Origin of the sequence: Pararhizobium qamdonense (genome assembly GCF_029277445.1) — a bacterium.
GTDB lineage: Bacteria > Pseudomonadota > Alphaproteobacteria > Rhizobiales > Rhizobiaceae > Pararhizobium > Pararhizobium qamdonense.
This window is the reverse complement of the sequence record NZ_CP119566.1, coordinates 1,982,530-1,999,633: the sequence shown is the minus strand read 5'-3', so window position 1 is coordinate 1,999,633 and position 17,104 is coordinate 1,982,530. Positions and strand designations below refer to the sequence as shown.

The window sequence follows — 17,104 nt, the reverse complement described above, 5'->3', positions numbered from 1 at the left end:
CAAGGGGGAGGGAGTATACAGAGTATGCCTCGCCGCTGTGGCTGCTCTGCAAAGGGCGAACGACATCCCCCGTAAACCCCCTCCCCCTTGTGGGGAGGGTTGGGGAGGGGTTTGTACCACAACACACCGGACACCCCATGCAGATCGACCTCATCGAAACCTTCCTCGACCTGATGGAAACCCGTAGCTTCAACCGTACGGCCGAGCGGCTGAACATCACGCAATCGACCGTCTCCCACCGCGTCAAGGCATTGGAGGCACAGTTCAACCGCAAGCTCTTTACCCGCAACAAGGGCGGCACTGCGCCGACGGCATCCGGCCTGCGGTTCCTCGACCATGCCAAGGCGCTGCAGCATCAATGGCACGAGGCGACGCGGGCGGTCGAAAATGCCGGAACCTATGAGCGCTCCATGCGGCTGGGCATCCAGCATGATCTGGCCGAAGCCTTTGCCGGGAAATGGCTGTCCGCCGTCCGCACTGATCTGCCGACCACCTCGATCTATATGGAAGCCGATTATTCCAACCAGATGAACCGCGATCTGGCCGCCGGCGATCTCGATCTCGCCATCCTCTATACGCCGCACTACCTGCCCGACCTGCACTACGAGCGCATCGGCGACATGACCTATACGCTGGTCGCCACAACAGTGAAAACGGTCGCCGAATTGCAGCCGGAGACCTATATCCAGGCCGTCTATTCCCCGGCATTCGACCGTGCGCACCGCCTCGCCCTGCCGCAACTGTCCTCCGCACCGCTGGCGTCAGGACAGAACATCGCCATCACCGGCCTGTTGAAAACGCTTGCCGGCGCAGCCTATGTGACGCGCGCCACCGCAATGAAGCTTGCGGATGAAGGCACCGCCTTTCCGATTGAGGATGCACCCCTCATCCAGCAGGCGATCTATGCGGCGACCAGCATCCGCACACGCCACGCCCACCAGCACCGGCGCATCATCGCCGTCATGCAGGATCTGTTGGGAAAGCAGGAATAAGGACGGGAAACGCCGTCAGTGCTGGACGGCAAGGGCTTGCGGGTCATCCTCCGTCAGCCGGGCCAGCATGTCGGCGGCCGGGGCCGGATAGGCTATAGCATAGCCCTGCAGGATATCGCAGCCAAGCCGCGTCAACAGCTTGGCGTGTTCCTGTGTCTCCACCCCTTCGGCAATCACTTCGATATTCAGCGCCTTGGCAATATCGATGATCGAGCGCAGCAGCCGTTTCTGCTCACGCGATGTGGTGATCGGCAAGACCAGCTGCCGGTCGATCTTCATCCGCCGTGGTTTCAGCTTGACCAGCCCGATAATCGACGCGTGGCCGGAGCCGAAATCATCGATCTCGATATCGATGCCCATGGCCTTCAGCCCGGCAACATTGGCAAACACATCATCCTCGCTGTCGTCGAGGAAAATGGTTTCCAGCAATTCGAAGGACAGCATGTCCGGCTGAACGCCGAGACGCTTGAGTTCGTCGATCAACAATGGATCCGACAGGCGGGCGGCCGACACATTGACGGAGATGCGCGGAACATCCACGCCCCGGCGCGTCCAGGCCTCGCGATCCCTGAGCGCCGCTTTAAGGATGGCGGCATCAAGATCGTCCAGCCGGCCAAGACCCGCCGCAACCTTGATGAATTCCCCCGGCATGATCAATCCACGCTTGGGATGGCGCCAGCGCGCCAGAACTTCCATCCCGACGACGCGCCGGGTCCGTGCATCGACCTGCGCCTGATAGAAGGGAACGAACTCGCCTTTCTCCAGACCATGCGAAAACTGACGGCCGATCCGCTGCTCGGCGTTGAGCTGCGCTTTCAGCTGTGCGGAATAGACTTCGACACGTCCCCTGCCGAGCTTTTTCGCCCGGTTGAGCGCAATGTCGGACTGCGCCAGAAGGCTTGCAATATTGCGTCCGCTGGCTGCGGCGACGCCGATGGAGCCGCCGGTGTGCAGGACCTCGTCATTGTGCCAGACCGACTGCTTCAGCCCCTGTGTCAGCCGCTCGGCCCGGGCTTTGAGGTCTTCCAGGGAGACGAAGTTTGCGATCAGAACGGCAAATTCATCACCGCTGACGCGGGCGATGAACGAGTTTTTCGGAACGCCGGCCTCAATACGCCGCGCGCAGGACCGCAGGACATCGTCGCCCGCCGCATGGCCGGCCGCGTCGTTGATCTGTTTGAACCGGTCGAGACCAATATGCAGGATCGCCAGCTTCTCCGGGCCCTCCCCCTCGGCAAGCTCCGCCAGCCGACGGTCGAAAAAGCGGCGGTTTGGAAGCCCTGTCAGGGAATCGTGCTCGGCGGCATGCTGTATCCGCTCGGAGCTCACTTCCAGCGCAACGGCGCGCGCTTCGGCAATCGCCTTCTGCCGCCGCAATTCGCGATTGAGCAGCACATCCGCCGTCACGTCCCACTCGGCACCGATGAAGGTGATGTGGCCGTCTTCCTCGAAACAATAGGCACGCGAGCGCAGATGGCGGGTTTCGCCGTCCGGCAGGATGATCCGGTATTCCGACGAATAAACGTCGCCTGTTGCAATCGCGAGATCGAAATCCGCTTGCGCTTGCACAAAATCATCGGGATGAATCGCATTCATCCACACCGCCGCCTTGACGCGCTTCTGTGTCTTGCCCGTTGCGTAGAGCCGATGCATTTGCAGGTCCCAGACGACTTCGTCCTTCTGCGTATCGTGCTCCCACACCCCGATCTGAGAAGCGTCGAGCGCAATTCCCAAGCGGCGAAGAATATTCTGAAATTCCTGTTCGGACCTCGCCGCTTTCATGGTCTTCTCTGTGGGTGATGCTTCGCGTGTCAGCGCCGCCGCATTCTACACCAAGATTGCTAAAGAACTATTGTTCCGGTGAATAAGAAGAGTATCTTTCAATTCAAACAACCATTGAGTGTTTCTTGAAAAAACCGGGTTGCAACTTGAGCGCATACCAGGTTGTACTACATATCCAATTTAGACATTGCGGGGAAAAATCAAGAGCTGCAATACGTCATTGGAGGTCGCAGCGCCGAATTGACATGCATGATACGACGGCATAATCATTGCGGGATCAATTGGTTCCCTGGGGGCGAGGCGCTTTCGGGGAGTAAATGGGAACGTGACGGGTGGACCCATTCTGGGCATCTTCATCACGGCCGACCCCGCGACTGTAGAGCGGTCAGAGTTTGTCATGCCGGTTTGTTCAGCCGGTAAAAGCCACTAGGGCGACGGGATTTCAAGCCCTGCCCCGGGAAGGTGAGACAGGCTCCTTGGCGCGAAAGCGCCTGACGCCGCGAGCCAGGAAACCTGCCGGTTGATGAAGGGCATGGTGCCCAATTGAGTGGGATATATTCCACGCGCCATCACGGAGGTTGTCATGGCTACGACTACAGTTTCAAGCATTCCGCTTTCTCTCAGCGACCGCATCACGACGGCCGTTCTCGCCCTGTTGATCGGTGGTTTCCTGGTCTTCGGTGCAGGCCTTGCCAATTCTGCAGTGCTGCACGACACCGCCCACGACGTCCGCCACTCCTACGGCTTCCCTTGCCATTGATGAACGGTGGAAGGCTTTGCGCTTTCCGCACCTGATCGATGAGAGGGATCGCCGATTTCCGACAGGACATCGCGCGGCCCTGGATTGCGCCCATGCTTTTGCATCGGGCGGTTTTTGCCGTGGGGAATTGAAACACAGCAAGCGTTGAGCACGACAGATCGATCAGTTCCGCTTGATTTTTGGGGGTATCACATGATTGTCAAAACACTTCTGGCCGCATTGGTGGCTGGGTTGATCGCGGGCGTCTTCATGACGGCGGCACAGGAATTGCGGGTTGTCCCGCTCATCCTTCATGCCGAGGAATTCGAAGTCAAGGAACCCGCAGCCGAGCCGCCTGCCACGACCGAAGGTCAGCAGCAGCAACAGTCCTCGCTCAACCGGTCCTCGGTCATTGGCGAGATGTTGTCCGCACTCTCGCCGGTCACGCCGGCCTATGCCCATGAGGGCGAGCATGAGGAAGAAGGCGGCATCATGTTCGGCATGAGCCGTTTCTCCGGCACGCTGCTTGCCAATCTGGTGGCCGGTGCCGGTTTCGGCCTGCTGCTTGCCGGAGCAAGCCTGGTGTTCAACCAGCCGATTACGTTGCGCAACGGCGCGATCTGGGGCATTTGCGGCTGGCTTGCGGTGCATCTCCTGCCGGCCGTCGGCCTGCCGCCGGAACTTCCGGGCTTTCCTGCAGCCGATCTGCAAGACCGCAAAATCTGGTGGCTCGCGGCGATCGTTCTCTCTGTGGCCGGACTTTATCTCATCGTGCTGCGTGGCGAGATCGTCGCCAAGATCGCCGGTCTTGTCCTGATCGCTGCGCCGCATGCCTATGGCGCGCCACAGCCGTCGGATTTGTCGAGCCCGGTTCCTGCCGTGCTTGGCGCCGAATTCGCCGTTGCCGCCTTGGCCACGACGCTGGCCTTCTGGCTCGTGCTCGGCGTCATCTCGGGCTATCTGAACGAACGGTTTTTGAAATCGGCCTGAGCCATAAAGTTGCCGCGGGGTTTTGTCCGTGCGGCAACCGTGATCAGAGGCCGCCGGTGCGCTCGACATGGGCGCGCAGGCGGCTTTTTTTGCTCTCGTCATCCAGGAGAACGCAGACATCGCAAAAATCACCGCCCTGCGTCCGGTAGTAGAGACAGCAGCCGCTTCGCAAGCGGAATAAGCGCTCGACGGCAACCCCATTGCAGACGGCGCTGATCCGCTGATAGCGCATCGCATCAAAAGACAGCGGCGAGCCGGCTCCGTTGATGACAGCAAGTGCCGCAGCCATCGCCCGTTCCGCCTCGCCCAGCGCCAGACCGGCCTCCAGAAACGCCCCTGCAATACCATCGGCCACCAGCCGCCATTGCGCAACGGGCGAAAGGCCGGTGCGCGCCTGCAGCGCATCGATCATGGGCGTGAAATTTTCGACGAAACCATCATGCAACAACGTCGCCCAATCATGCCCGCGCGCAAAATTCTCGACGCGAAAATGAAAGCGGCAGGCATCGGCTGGCTGGGGGGCATTGACTGAACCGCAGTCGTTGGGAACGGCAGGTTCAAACCGGAATGCCAGGCGATCCTTGCCGGGGACCAGTCCCGCGCGCAGATAGACTGCCGCCACCGCAACACTGAGGTGATGGCTGTAAAAGGACACGAGATGAGCGCCCCTGACGCGATCATCCATTCCGGACGCGAAACGGTTCTGATAGGCGAGCAGGCGTTCGATCATCTCCCCGTCACGGCGCCACGCCCGATCGACGGAAACAAAGTCGCCACTTGGCAAACCTTGCGACATCGCGACATGTGGAAAATACTGTGCCTGCCAGACGATGGCATCAGCCACCTGCCCTGCATCACCGTCTCGAAACCTGCCGTGATCCCTATTGTCGTCCAAGGGGCCGCCTCAAATGTTCTGACGGTCCGTTTACCTCATGATGGAGACTGATGATAGGACCCCAAAAGCACGATCCCTGATCTCAAAGCCAGCCGCCGGAAAAACCCGCCCGTCTCAGGCCGCGCCGTATCACCACCGTTTCGCGCAGCATGGACCAATAGAGCCCAGTGCGGTGGTTTTCGATCATCATGACCAGCAATCCCTGGTCAAGGCCGACGCTGCGATTGTTGAGCCACCCTTCCGCCGTCTTGCCCGGAACGCTCGGATTGAAACTGCCGATAAACCGCCCATCCGCCATGACATCCGGATAGCTCGACAGGATATGGCGTGTGCCTGATATGGCGGCCTGAGGCTCGAATGGCAAGCATGCCAGGGGCGCCCAGGGCGCAAGCGTGCCGTCGTCGGGGCCATTTGGCGCGCCGCGCGCGGCATAACCGGCAAATTGCTGGCGCCGTCCATCCTGCAGGCGGCGCGGACGCTGCGGGCCATCGCATGAGGTCAGCCCCCATGTATCGGCACCATAGCCCGTGAAGCCACCCGGATTGGCCGTCGCATAATCACGCTGAACGGCAATCGCGCGCCGGGTATTTTCGAAATAATCCGTATCATGGGCCGCCACGGCCTCATCGCGGATTCCGCGAAAATCGATCCAGGCATGCGAGAACAGGTGGATGAACAAGGGACCGGCATAGAGGAACGGCTTGCCCTTCACCGTCATCCAGTCGAATTTCGCGGCAAACGCATCATAGCTGTCCTTGCCGATCGGATAGGAGGGCGAAGCGAGCGCCAGCGTATAGAGGATGATCGCCTCGCTATAGGATTCCCAGTGATAGGGCAGAAAGCCGCTGCGCGGTTTCCATCCGAGCCACAGAGCGCCGTCACCGTCCAGCGCCCAGGCCCAGTTTGCCCTTGCATAGAGCATATCGACGTGAGAGCGGATTTCCTTTTCGACTTCGTCATCCCGGTTGAAATACGCAGCTGACGTGATCATGCCGGCGATCAGAAGCGCGCTGTCAATCAGGGACAATTCGCTGCGCCACGTTCTAAGCCCGGTCTTCATGTCCAGGAAATGATAATAGAGCCCCTTGTAACCGGTGGCATCCTTGCTGCGGCTTTGCGGACTTTTGGCGAAGAAGCGCAAGGTGGTCAGCGTGATCGCCGCAGCCTCCTCCCGGCTCATCCAGCCTCTCTCGACGCCGGTGGGATAGGCGGACAGGGCAAAGCCGGTCGCAGCGATGCTCGAAGGCGCGCCAGGGAGTGACGTGTCGGCAATCAAACCATTTTCCGGATTGACGAAATCGAGAAAGTAGCTGAACGCCGCTCGCTGCAAACGGTCGAGAATAACCGTGTCGGTTTCGTTTTTCAGAAGCATTACAGGCTAACTCCAGTCGATCGGTCGAAAAAGTGACCGCAGGTACAAATCACTGATTGTTGAAGCCGCCGGCTTCCCGGACGGTCGCCTAACCAACGATTTGTGTTACATTTTAGTTTCATACGATCCTGAGCGCCGATTGGATGACCTGATGTTTTCAGCACTTGCGATGTTTCTGACGATTGCAGCCACGCCAGTGGCGACGCCGGTGGCAGATTCCGTTCCGGTCGATGTAGCGCTGGTGCTCGCGGTCGATATGTCGGGCTCGATGGATATCGAAGAGGCGCAGGTTCAGCGCATGGGCTATGTCGAGGCGCTGCGTCATCCCGACTTCATCAACGCGGTGACCGCAGGCCTGAATGGCCGCATCGCCATCAGCTATTTCGAATGGGCGGGCAGCGTCAACGAAACCTCCGTCATCGGCTGGCAGGTGATTGACGACGCGCAGGACGCCGCTAGCCTCGCTGAACATCTCGCCTCACGGCCGGTCTTCACCCGCCGCGGCACCTCCATTTCCAATGCCATCACCTTTGCATCGAAACTGATGGCGGCAAGCCCTTATGATGCCATGCGCCGGGTGGTCGATATTTCCGGCGACGGGCCGAACAATCTGGGCCCTCCGGTCGATCCTGCCCGCGATGCCGCCATTGAAAGCGGCATCATCATCAATGGCCTTGCCATTCTCATCCGCCCCTCCGGCGGGCCGGTTTCGCTTGACCGCTACTATGCCGATTGCGTCATCGGCGGCCCCGGCTCCTTCGTGCTGCCGGTGCATCAGCCGGAAGATTTTGCCGTCGCCATCCGCCAGAAGCTGGTCCTTGAGGTCAGCCAGGCGCGACTGCCGGCCATTCCCGTTCAGATCAAACCGCCCACCGATTGCCTGATGGGCGAAAAACTTCGGCCGGGTTTTCTCGACCGGGTCTACCCGGAACTGGAAAGATAGGCCCGGACACGACTGCGGTTCCTTTGACGCAACATACTCCCGTCCCCTGGCAAATGCCGAAGGACCGGACGGCGGCGGCCGCAATTTCCGTGCAAATCCGAAAATTCCAAAAAATTTCGTAGAGGCACCAATCCCTCAACCTATTCCTATTCATGGAGAAATGTGATTATATTGAATGAACGTTCAGCAAGATATGGGGAAATTCATGAACGAAATGACCCGAAACATCAACGTTCCCAACGACTGGGACCGCAGCGGCTTGCCCGGCTGGTGCTATCACAGCGACGCGCTGCTGGAGCTTGAAAAACAGCATGTCTTCCGCGAGCACTGGCAGATCGCCTGCCATGTTTCCGATGTGCCGGAGCCCGGCAATTACATCACGATGGATGTCGTCGGCGAGCGCGCGCTGATCCTGCGCGACCAGGACGGCACCGTGCGCGGCTTCCACAATATCTGCCGCCACCGCGGCTCGCGCGTCGTGGCCGATGACAAGGGAACCTGCCGCAATGCGCTGGTCTGTCCGTTCCACGGCTGGGTCTATAATCTCGACGGAACGTTGCGGGGCGCCGCCCGCCCCCGCTCCTTCCCGCCGCTCGACAAGCAGGAATTCGGGCTGATCGCACTGGATCTCGAAGTCTGGATGGGCTTCGTCTTCATCCGTTTTGCACCCGGGCCCCAGCCGTCCGTTGCCGAACTGATGCAGCCCTTCGCGGCCGAACTCAGCGAATACAAAACGCAGGACATGGTTGCCGCCGGCAATCTCTGGACGCAGACCTCGCCGGTCAACTGGAAATCCGTCCGCGATGTCGACAACGAGGGTTACCACGTGGCGATGGCCCATCCGGCGCTGCAGGACCTCTATGGCTCGACCTATTATGACGAACCCTTCGTCAACGGACTCTGCCGCTCGTTCGCCACCTATAATCCGCATGCCGGCCGACGCTGGAGCGTGCGCAATTATGTCAGAATCGCCCCGGAAGCCACCCACCTGCCACAGCACCTGCGCAAGGCCTGGATCTATTACGGCATCTTCGCCAATGCGGTGATCGCCGTGACGCCGGAAGCCGTGCAGTTCTATCAGGAATTTCCGCTTTCCACCGGCCAAACCATGCTGCGCGGCGGCGTCTACCGCCATCGCGACGAAAGCCGCCGGGAACGCGCCGCCCGCTACCTTGCCCAGCGCATCGACCGCGATACGCAGTCCGAGGACGTGCAACTGACCATCTGGTCCAACGAATCGATGACCTCCAAGGCCTTCAGCGGGTTCTACCTGTCCGATCTCGAATATGGCGTGCGCACCCACCACGACCACCTTCGCGCCATCCTGCCGGTCATGACCCTGCCCGCCGCCCCGGACGAGCGGGAAATGGCCGGCATGAACAGCCGGCTGCGTTTTGCCGCAGTCTGACAAGCCATAAAGAAAGGGCCGGGAAAACCGGCCCTTTAAAAATGAGCATGGCGGGGAATGGATGCCATGCCCAAGACAAAACTCAGCCGTGCCACAACCCTTCGCGCACCAGTTCATCCATCGTCCGGCGGATGCTGGTGCGCAGGATCGTGGTCATCTCGTCGATCTGCGGCAGGGTGATCGTCAGCGGTGGTGACATCACGCACATGTTGATCAGCGGCCGCACCAGGAGACCGAGGTCCTGGCAATGCCTGTCGATGCGCTTGCCGACGTCGAGATCAAGCGTCAGCGGATTGTTGTGCACGCGGTCGGCGACACATTCGACGCAGGCCATCAGCCCGACCCCGCGCACTTCGCCGACCAGCGGCAGGTCTTCAAGCGTCTTCAGGCTCGCCTGGAAATGGCCGGAAATGGCGCGCGTATGCTCAAGCAGACCCTCTTCCAGGATATCGAGGTTTTTCAGCGCCACGGCGCAGCCGATCGGGTGGCTGGAATAGGTTAGCCCATGGGCAAACATCGCATCGGGATGGTTGGAGCGGCGCAATTCCTCAAACAGGCGCGACGAAATCATCACGCCGCCAAGCGGAAAGTAACCGGAGGTCACACCCTTGGCGAAGGTGATCATATCAGGCTCGATGCCGAAGACATCGCTGGAGGCAAAGACATGCCCCAGCCGCCCGAAGGCCGTCACCACCTCGTCGGCGATGAACAGGATGTCGTTGTCGGTGCAAAGCTGCCGCATCCGGCTGAGATAACCGTCCGGCGGCACGATGACCCCGCCGGACGCCATCACCGGCTCGGCAATGAAGGCACCGATGCGGTCGGCCCCCCGCGCCTCGATGACCGCGCGGAATTCCGCGACGAGCCCATCGCAGAACGCAGCCTCGCTCATCCCTTCCGGCCGCCGGAACGGATTGGGACAGGAGAGTTTCACCACCTGCTCGCCGGCACTGTCCATCCAGTCGTGATCGCGCGGACGGCCGTTCAGCGAGGCCGACAGATAGGTCGAGCCGTGATAGCCGCCTTGCCGCGACACCATCAGCTTCTTGTCCGGGCGCCCCTTCACATTGTTGGAAAACTGCATGAAGCGCAGTGCGGTCTCGACCGCAGAGGAGCCGCCGGTCGTGTAGAAGACATGATTGAGATCGCCCGGCGCATGACCGGCAAGCCGGGCGGACAGCGTCACCGACGGCGCGTTCATCGTGTACCAGGGCGAATTGTAGGAGAGGTCCATGGCCTGATCATAGAGCACGTCGGCGAGCTCCTTTCGCCGATGCCCGGCATTGACGCACCACATGCCGGCGGGGCCATCGATCAGCTTTCGCCCCTCGCCGTCGATCACATAGATACCGTCACCGCTGACGATACCGCCGCGCGCCTCCGCGCCGATCTCGCCCGCCGTCGGCCAGGGCTGGACGAGATGATCTCTGGCCAGAGCCACCATGCTGTCTGAAGCCTCCAAAGAGCTGATCGCGTCTTCACGTTTGGCCGCCATTTTTTCGCCTCCACAGATAATTTATGGACATTATTTCAAATCAAATAACTGATATAAAACATCAATTACTTCTATTTTGAATGTCCGTTCAATCAATATTGGCAGAAAAAACACTTGCGTTCAATCCCGTTTTGCGCTCATTCTCTCTGCGGGAACCAAAGAATGGCGGAAAACCGCCCGGGACGGACGGCATGATACGATCCCTGCATTTTCACTGTTGTCACGGCACCGCGCCGCACGGGTGGCGCTGATGGTGGCGTTGCCGGGCGCAATCGGCGTGGAGAGCAAACCGCCTCTTGCCGGCAGCCGCCGCTGGGCGGCAAGCGACGAGGCAAAAGGCCTGACGCTGATCTCGCCGACCCTGCTTTACGCGCTGGCGCTGCTCTTCCTGCCGGTCCTCATCGTCATCGCCTACAGCTTCTGGTCCCAGGATTACCTGACCATCGACCGCAGCTTCACGCTTGAGAATTATCGCGTCGCCCTGACAGAACCGATCTACCGCGACCTGCTCTGGCGCTCGCTCACCATCTCGCTCGCCGTCAGCCTCATCACCGTCACCTTTTCCTATCCGGTCGCCTGGTTCATCTCCTTCCATGGCGGCGTTCACAAGAACCTCTGGCTGTTCCTGATCACCGTGCCCTGCTGGACCAGCTACCTCCTGCGCGTCATGTCCTGGAAGGTCATCCTCGGCTATCAGGGCGTGCTGAATACCGGCTTGATGTCCACCGGACTGATCGATCAGCCGGTGACCACATTGCTCTACAATTCCAACGCCGTGATCATCACGCTCGTCCATAGCTGGGCGGCCTTTGCCATCCTGCCGATCTATGTCTCCCTGGAAAAGATCGACCGCTCGCTGATCGAGGCGGCGCATGATCTCGGCGACAACAAGGTCTGGAGCTTTCTGCGCGTCACGCTGCCGCTGTCGCTGCCGGGCGTCATTTCCGCCTTCCTGATCGTGATGATCCCGACCGTCGGCGATTACGTGACGCCCAAGCTGGTTGGCGGCAAGGACGGCGTGATGATCGCCACCGCCATCCAGGCGCAGTTCGGCAAGGGGGCCAACTGGCCGCTTGGCGCAGCCCTTTCTGTCACAACGATGGTGATCGTTTCGGCCATGGCCGGCTGCATGGTGCTGGCGCTGAAGCTATTCGTGAGGCGGATCAAATGAGCGGCCGTCACGGCATTCGAAAATCCCGCTGGCTGCCGGTCTATGTGTCGGCTTACCTTGTCTTTCTCTATCTGCCGATCCTGCTTTTGCCGATCTTCTCGTTCAACAATGCGGCCTCCACCACCTTCCCGCTCGCCGGCTTCACCACCAAATGGTACGCCTCGCTCTGGGGCAATGCGGCGATGCTGGCGGCCGCGCGCAACAGCCTGATCGTCGGCATCTGCGTCTCAATCCTGTCAACCGGTCTTGCCATCTGCGCCGCCCGCGCCGTCACCCGCTACAAGTTCCGCGGCCAGCGCGCAGCGACAGGCCTGTTGATGGCGCCGCTGTTTCTGCCCGAGATCATCGTGGCCGTATCGCTGCTGATGATCGTGCTGCAGCTCGGCCTGGAACTGTCGCTGGTCACGGTCATTCTCGGCCAGACGGTGTTTTGCCTGCCCTATGCGCTGTCGGTGCTGATTTCCGGCTTTGATGGCTTCGACCGTTCGCTGGAGGAAGCCTCGCTCGACCTCGGGGAAACCGCCATCGGCACCTTCCGCCGGGTGACGCTGCCGGTGGTGGCGCCGGCCATCATCTCCAGCCTGCTCGTCTCCTTCACCATTTCGCTCGACGAGTTCATCCTCGCCTTCTTCCTGTCGGGCACGGAGCCGACGCTGCCGGTCTATATCTGGGGACAGCTGCGCTTTGCCGCCAAGCTGCCAAGCGTGCTGGCGCTCGGAAGCCTGATGATCGCCCTGTCGATCCTCCTGGTCGCCACCGCCGAAATCCTGCGCCGCCGCGCGGAAAACCGCCTCAAAGCTGGAGCCGCCGCCCATGGCTGATACACCCATGATCGAGATCGATGACGTCAGCCGCTATTACGGCATCTATCGCGCGCTCGACAATGTCAGCCTCGACATTGCCGCCGGCGAATTCTTCTCCCTGCTGGGACCATCCGGCTGCGGCAAGACCACCCTTTTGCGCTCGATCGCCGGCTTCGACACGCCGACATCAGGAGACATCCGCATCGACGGCCATTCGGCCATCGACCTGCCGCCCAACAAGCGGCCGACCAACATGGTCTTCCAGAACTATGCGATCTTCCCGCATCTGAATGTCGAGGATAATGTCGGCTACGGCCTCAAGCGCCTGAAACTGAACGCAAGCGACGAACGCCAGCGTGTCGGCAATGCACTGGAACAGGTGCGGCTTTCGCATCTTGGCAAACGCAAAGCCCATGAACTGTCCGGCGGCCAGCGCCAGCGCGTCGCGCTTGCACGGGCGCTGGTGATGCGGCCGAAGGTGCTTTTGCTCGACGAGCCGCTGTCGGCGCTCGACAAGAAGCTGCGCGAGGAAATGCAGGTCGAGCTGCGCACCTTGCAAAAAGCCGTGGGCATCACCTTCGTTCTGGTCACCCATGATCAATACGAAGCGCTCGCCATGTCGGACCGGATCGCCGTGATGTTCGGCGGCAAGATTGCCCAGGTGGCGACGCCCAAGGAAATCTACCAGCGTCCCCTCACCCGGCAGGTCGCGGATTTTCTCGGCGGCATGAATTTCATGCGGGCGAAGATCACCGGTGAAAGCGCTCTCAACCTCTCCGTCGAGACCACCCGTTTCGGCAATGTCACCATCGCCAAGCCCAAGGGTTTTACCGCTGAGAACGGTGAGGCCACCATCGGCATTCGCCCGGAACGCCTGCGGGTGCTGTGGGACGATGCCAAGGCCGATTGCGAGGTGACCGGCCATGTGGTGGACCGTCATTACTTTGGCGAGATCACCCACCTGATCGTCGATGTGCCGGGCCTCGAAAAACCGCTATCCGTGTCGGAAACTAATAATTTCGGCGCGGACGATATTCCGGTCGGCGCGCCGATCCGCCTTGCCTATGATCCGGATGCGCTGGTGGCGATGGCCGATTGATGCGCTGCAATCACCCGCATGGCGGCGTCCCGTCCGGCAACGATGGCGCCCTCGATATAGGCGGGGAATGACGGGGATAGCTCCGACGAGGCAAAATGCACCGGCGGCGCACCGGCGCGCAGAATGTCTTCGGCATCATAGGCCTGGAGATCCGTGATCACATCGCTATAGCCACCGCCGCTCCAGGGATCGCCGACCCAATCGCGGATCAACAGCCCCGTCACCGCAGCGGCCTGCGGACCCAGCGCCGCCACCAGCCGGCGGCGGATTTCCGCCTCGATGAAGGCGTGTCCCTTCGCGCTCCATTCGACGGCAACCGGCCCACCGGCAAACATCACCAGCGCCGACGCCTGCCGGCTGCTGACATCGCAGGCGAAAAGCCCCAGCGTATCGCGCCACATCACCATGCCGCTCAGTCCGCGATCACGCCAGAACGGCCGCTCAAAGCGCACCAGCGCCTTGATCACCGTGCCGCTTTTCCAGGCGCTCAGAGCGCCGTTCAGCGCATGGGGGAGATCGGGCACATGCGCGATGCGCGAAGCCATCACCGGCGGCACGGCAATGATCACCTGCCGCGCGGTTAAGACGCCGCCCGCGCCTGTTGTCACCGACACCGAACCCTCGCTGCGGCCTATGCGAAACACCGGCGCCTCAAGCCGCAGGCGCTTGCCCAGCGTTGCCGCCAGTGCTTCGGCCGCAGCATGGATCGTACCCTCGGCGAAATATTGCAGCTCGTTGCCGTTGCTGATCGTACGCCTGTCATTGTCGATCAGGTACCAGAGCGGGATTTCGCTCATCGACCGGCACCAGAGGCCCTCGACCATCGCCTGATAGCTGGCTTTTGCGCCGGGCGGATCGCTCTGGCGCGCCAGCCATTCCCCCGCCGTGAGCCCCGAAATAGCGGGATCGCGCGGATCGATCCGGTTGGCACGGGCGCGGATGCGGCCGGATTCCGCAAAGGACGACCCGGCCTCAAACGGTTGCGGCTCAACGAGAAAGGCGCCGTCCAGCGGCGTCTCCGCCAAAGGCAAGTTGAACCGCCGCGTCAAGGCCATGACATTCGGCATCTCGTCGCAGATAAACTGCCCGCCGGTATCCATCGCAACGCCATCGGCAAACGCCGAGGCCTCCACCCTGCCGCCAACACGATCACGGGCTTCCAGCACGATCACATCGAGACCGGCCGACACCAGGGCATCGGCCGCCGAAAGGCCGGCAAAACCGGCCCCGGCGACAATCACATCTGCATCATATCCGCTCAATAGCCCGCCTTGATCTTCTCGAATTCGGCAATCATCTTCTGACGCAGCTCGATCGGCATCGGCGACTGGAACAGCGTCTTGTCGACGAATTTATCGACATCCGCATATCCTTTCGCCACAAGGATCTTCGGGTCCACCGCAGCCATGCCCTTGGCATTGGCATGGCCGTAACCCCAGTCATTGACGAGGTACGTACTGATGGCCGGATCGCTGATCGAATTCAGGAAATCATATTGTTTGTCCGCGTCGCCCTCCGCCCCCTTCAGGCGGACATAGCCGCAGACCCAGGTGGACAGCCCTTCCGTCGTGTCCCGCTTGACGTCGGCCGGCACGCCATCTTTTTGCAGCGTCGTCACGGTCTCGTTCCAGGCCCAGGCGAGATCGACCTCGCCGCTCGCCATCGCCTGGCTGACTTCGGTATTGTCGGTCCAGTAGAGGCGGACATTTTTGTGCACCTCGCGCAGAAAAGCGGAAGCTTCCGCAAACTGCGCATCGGTCATCTTCGTCCAGTCCTTGAGGCCAATCGCAAGGCTCGCCAGCGCATAGGCATCATCGACATTGTCGCCGATCGAAACGCGGTCCTTGAATTTCGGGTCGGCAAACGCCTTCAGCGACTGGACTTCTTCCGGCTTCACCGTGTCGGTGCGATAGGTCAGAACCGTATTGCCCCACTCGAACGGCAGGAACCAGGCCGTGCCGTCATCAGAGGTCATCAGGCCCTTCATCGCCTTGATGCCGGGCAGGATATCGTTCCACCCGGTCAGCTTGGACGTATCGAGCGGCTCGATCAGCCCTGCCTCACGCCACTTGTTGACACTCTGCGAACAGGGATGGGCAAGGTCGGCCTTGAAGCCGGAGCGCAACTTCTGGAACGCCTCTTCCTCATCGCCGAAGAAGCTGAAATCCGGTTCCGTGCCGTGCTTTGCGGTATAGGCCGGGTGGAAGGCCGGATCCTCGTAGCCGGACCAATCAAAGACGGTGATATTGTCGGCGGCGCGCGCCGTAAACGCCGCGCCGGACAGCAGCGAGGCCAGCAACGCGGCCCTGCCCAAATCCCTGACCATTCCCATTATCCGCATGCCGGTCTCCTTTGCCGTTTTCAGCTGTTCCCTATTTCGGACCCTGATGGGTCATATGGCCCGGAAAGACCGAGACCAGATATTCGATTGCCGCCGCATGGGCCTTTTCGCGCGTCAGCCCATCGCCCATCATCAGCCGGAACCACAGGCCTTCCATCATGGCGCTGAGCGCCAGCGCGATGGTTTCGGCGTCATATGTATAGGATGCCTCGGCCTTCATCTGCGCGCAGAGCGCCACGAACAGCTCCTGGTACTTGGTGTCGCGGGCGCCGCAGAGCGCCTGATAGGTCGGCCGCGATTTCGCCTCGCCCCAGAAGGCGCACCAGGCGGCCAGCTTGCGCTTGGTGCAGATCTTGCGGTCGAAATCGGCCGCCACCAGCGCCCAGAGCTGCGAGGATGCCGCCGCGCCCGCTTTATCGAGTGCCGCGCCCCAATGCGCCGCATATTCGTCGGCCATGAATTGCAGCGTGGCAATCAAGAGCTTTTCCTTGCTCTCGAAATGAAAATTGACGATGCCGCGCGACAGGCCGGCGCCATCGGCGACATCGGCCAGCGTCGTTTCGGAATAGCCGCGCTTGGCAAGCGAATCGATCGTTGCCTCGACCAGCTGCTGGCGCCGTGTTTCCTTCGAAGCCTTGCGGCCACGCCTTTCGTTTTCGCCGGTTTCAGCCGCAGACACTGCCTTCATTCTCACCGTTACCTTCTTGCCCTTCAGGCTGAGAACGACGCTCATGATGCGCTCCCGCCCGGTTTTTCACCGGGCAGATGAGCGCGACAATGCGGCCCGGTGTCAAGAACCTTCTGCTTGGCTTTGAAGCTGCGGATGCCCGTTCCAGGATAGCCCGTGCGCGCCGTCTTCACGGTCACGGAGCCGCATGCCTGCCCGGACGCAGACAGTCGCGCGATCACCAAACCGGAGCCCGATGCGCCTGCCTGGCCATATCCCGTTTCCCGCATCGAGGTTTCGATCATCCCGTCATGTCCACCGCATGGCCTTTGACACGAAATCCTATCGCATTATCAGAGGATTGCAACATACTTGCTGAATATTCATTCAATATAACTGGACAACAT

15 protein-coding genes and 1 riboswitch are annotated in these 17,104 nt (G+C 60.9%); of the genes, 8 read left to right on the top strand and 7 right to left on the bottom strand.

The annotated features are described in order from the left end of the window. The first annotated feature begins 137 nt into the window (after nt 1-137). Nucleotides 138-992 carry a LysR family transcriptional regulator gene (locus PYR65_RS09655; RefSeq protein ID WP_276120814.1) on the top strand — a complete coding sequence of 285 codons (855 nt, stop codon included), beginning with the start codon at nt 138-140 and terminating at the stop codon, nt 990-992. Nucleotides 993-1,007: 15 nt separating this feature from the next. Here PYR65_RS09655 and PYR65_RS09650 read toward each other — a convergent pair whose 3' ends face one another. Next, complete coding sequence (locus PYR65_RS09650) at nt 1,008-2,774, bottom strand: bifunctional diguanylate cyclase/phosphodiesterase (RefSeq protein WP_276120813.1); 1,767 nt, start codon at nt 2,772-2,774, stop codon at nt 1,008-1,010. 265 nt (nt 2,775-3,039) lie between these two features. Next, nucleotides 3,040-3,309: riboswitch (cobalamin riboswitch) on the top strand. 48 nt (nt 3,310-3,357) lie between these two features. On the opposite strand from PYR65_RS09650, the gene PYR65_RS09645 reads away from it, so the two are divergent. Then, the gene (locus tag PYR65_RS09645) at nt 3,358-3,534 is read left to right on the top strand and encodes a CbtB domain-containing protein (RefSeq protein ID WP_082546776.1); all 177 of its coding nucleotides are present in this window, start codon (nt 3,358-3,360) and stop codon (nt 3,532-3,534) included. A 192-nt stretch (nt 3,535-3,726) separates the two neighbouring features. After that, complete coding sequence (locus tag PYR65_RS09640; protein ID WP_276120812.1) at nt 3,727-4,503, top strand: CbtA family protein; 777 nt, start codon at nt 3,727-3,729, stop codon at nt 4,501-4,503. 43 nt (nt 4,504-4,546) lie between these two features. On the opposite strand, the gene PYR65_RS09635 is transcribed toward PYR65_RS09640, so the two are convergent. Together PYR65_RS09635 and PYR65_RS09630 are read right to left on the bottom strand one after the other, a co-directional pair. Next, on the bottom strand, nt 4,547-5,398 hold the full coding sequence (locus PYR65_RS09635) for a (2Fe-2S)-binding protein (RefSeq protein ID WP_276120811.1): 852 nt from the start codon (nt 5,396-5,398) through the stop codon (nt 4,547-4,549). A gap of 82 nt (nt 5,399-5,480) precedes the next feature. After that, a complete protein-coding gene (locus PYR65_RS09630) occupies nt 5,481-6,770 on the bottom strand; it encodes a glucoamylase family protein (protein WP_276120810.1) in 1,290 nt (429 codons plus the stop codon). A 151-nt stretch (nt 6,771-6,921) separates the two neighbouring features. On the opposite strand from PYR65_RS09630, the gene PYR65_RS09625 reads away from it, so the two are divergent. Beyond that, complete coding sequence (locus tag PYR65_RS09625) at nt 6,922-7,713, top strand: DUF1194 domain-containing protein (RefSeq protein ID WP_276120809.1); 792 nt, start codon at nt 6,922-6,924, stop codon at nt 7,711-7,713. A 205-nt stretch (nt 7,714-7,918) separates the two neighbouring features. Further along, entirely contained in the window at nt 7,919-9,121 is a 1,203-nt protein-coding gene (locus tag PYR65_RS09620) for an aromatic ring-hydroxylating oxygenase subunit alpha (RefSeq protein WP_276120808.1), read from the top strand. A gap of 82 nt (nt 9,122-9,203) precedes the next feature. On the opposite strand, the gene PYR65_RS09615 is transcribed toward PYR65_RS09620, so the two are convergent. Continuing rightward, nucleotides 9,204-10,616, bottom strand: coding sequence for an aminotransferase (locus PYR65_RS09615; protein ID WP_276120807.1), 1,413 nt, complete (start codon nt 10,614-10,616; stop codon nt 9,204-9,206). A gap of 217 nt (nt 10,617-10,833) precedes the next feature. Here PYR65_RS09615 and PYR65_RS09610 point away from each other — a divergent pair, with 217 nt between their 5' ends. Genes PYR65_RS09610 through PYR65_RS09600 form a run of 3 tightly spaced genes read left to right on the top strand, consistent with a single transcriptional unit; the run spans nt 10,834 to nt 13,689 of the window. After that, on the top strand, nt 10,834-11,787 hold the full coding sequence (locus PYR65_RS09610; protein WP_407951292.1) for an ABC transporter permease: 954 nt from the start codon (nt 10,834-10,836) through the stop codon (nt 11,785-11,787). Continuing rightward, on the top strand, nt 11,784-12,608 hold the full coding sequence (locus PYR65_RS09605; protein WP_276120806.1) for an ABC transporter permease: 825 nt from the start codon (nt 11,784-11,786) through the stop codon (nt 12,606-12,608). Before PYR65_RS09610 ends, PYR65_RS09605 begins: the two co-directional genes overlap by 4 nt. Nucleotides 12,609-12,615: 7 nt before the next feature. Beyond that, entirely contained in the window at nt 12,616-13,689 is a 1,074-nt protein-coding gene (locus tag PYR65_RS09600; RefSeq protein WP_276121021.1) for an ABC transporter ATP-binding protein, read from the top strand. On the opposite strand, the gene PYR65_RS09595 is transcribed toward PYR65_RS09600, so the two are convergent. The 3 genes from PYR65_RS09595 to PYR65_RS09585 are packed head-to-tail and all read right to left on the bottom strand — an operon-like array spanning nt 13,653 to nt 16,718. After that, entirely contained in the window at nt 13,653-14,951 is a 1,299-nt protein-coding gene (locus PYR65_RS09595) for a flavin monoamine oxidase family protein (RefSeq protein WP_276120805.1), read from the bottom strand. The genes PYR65_RS09600 and PYR65_RS09595 overlap by 37 nt on opposite strands. Beyond that, nucleotides 14,948-16,030, bottom strand: coding sequence for an extracellular solute-binding protein (locus PYR65_RS09590; RefSeq protein WP_407951291.1), 1,083 nt, complete (start codon nt 16,028-16,030; stop codon nt 14,948-14,950). The genes PYR65_RS09595 and PYR65_RS09590 overlap by 4 nt, the downstream gene beginning before the upstream one ends. A 31-nt stretch (nt 16,031-16,061) precedes the next feature. Then, a complete protein-coding gene (locus tag PYR65_RS09585; protein WP_276121019.1) occupies nt 16,062-16,718 on the bottom strand; it encodes a TetR family transcriptional regulator C-terminal domain-containing protein in 657 nt (218 codons plus the stop codon). Between the last annotated feature and the right edge of the window lie 386 nt (nt 16,719-17,104).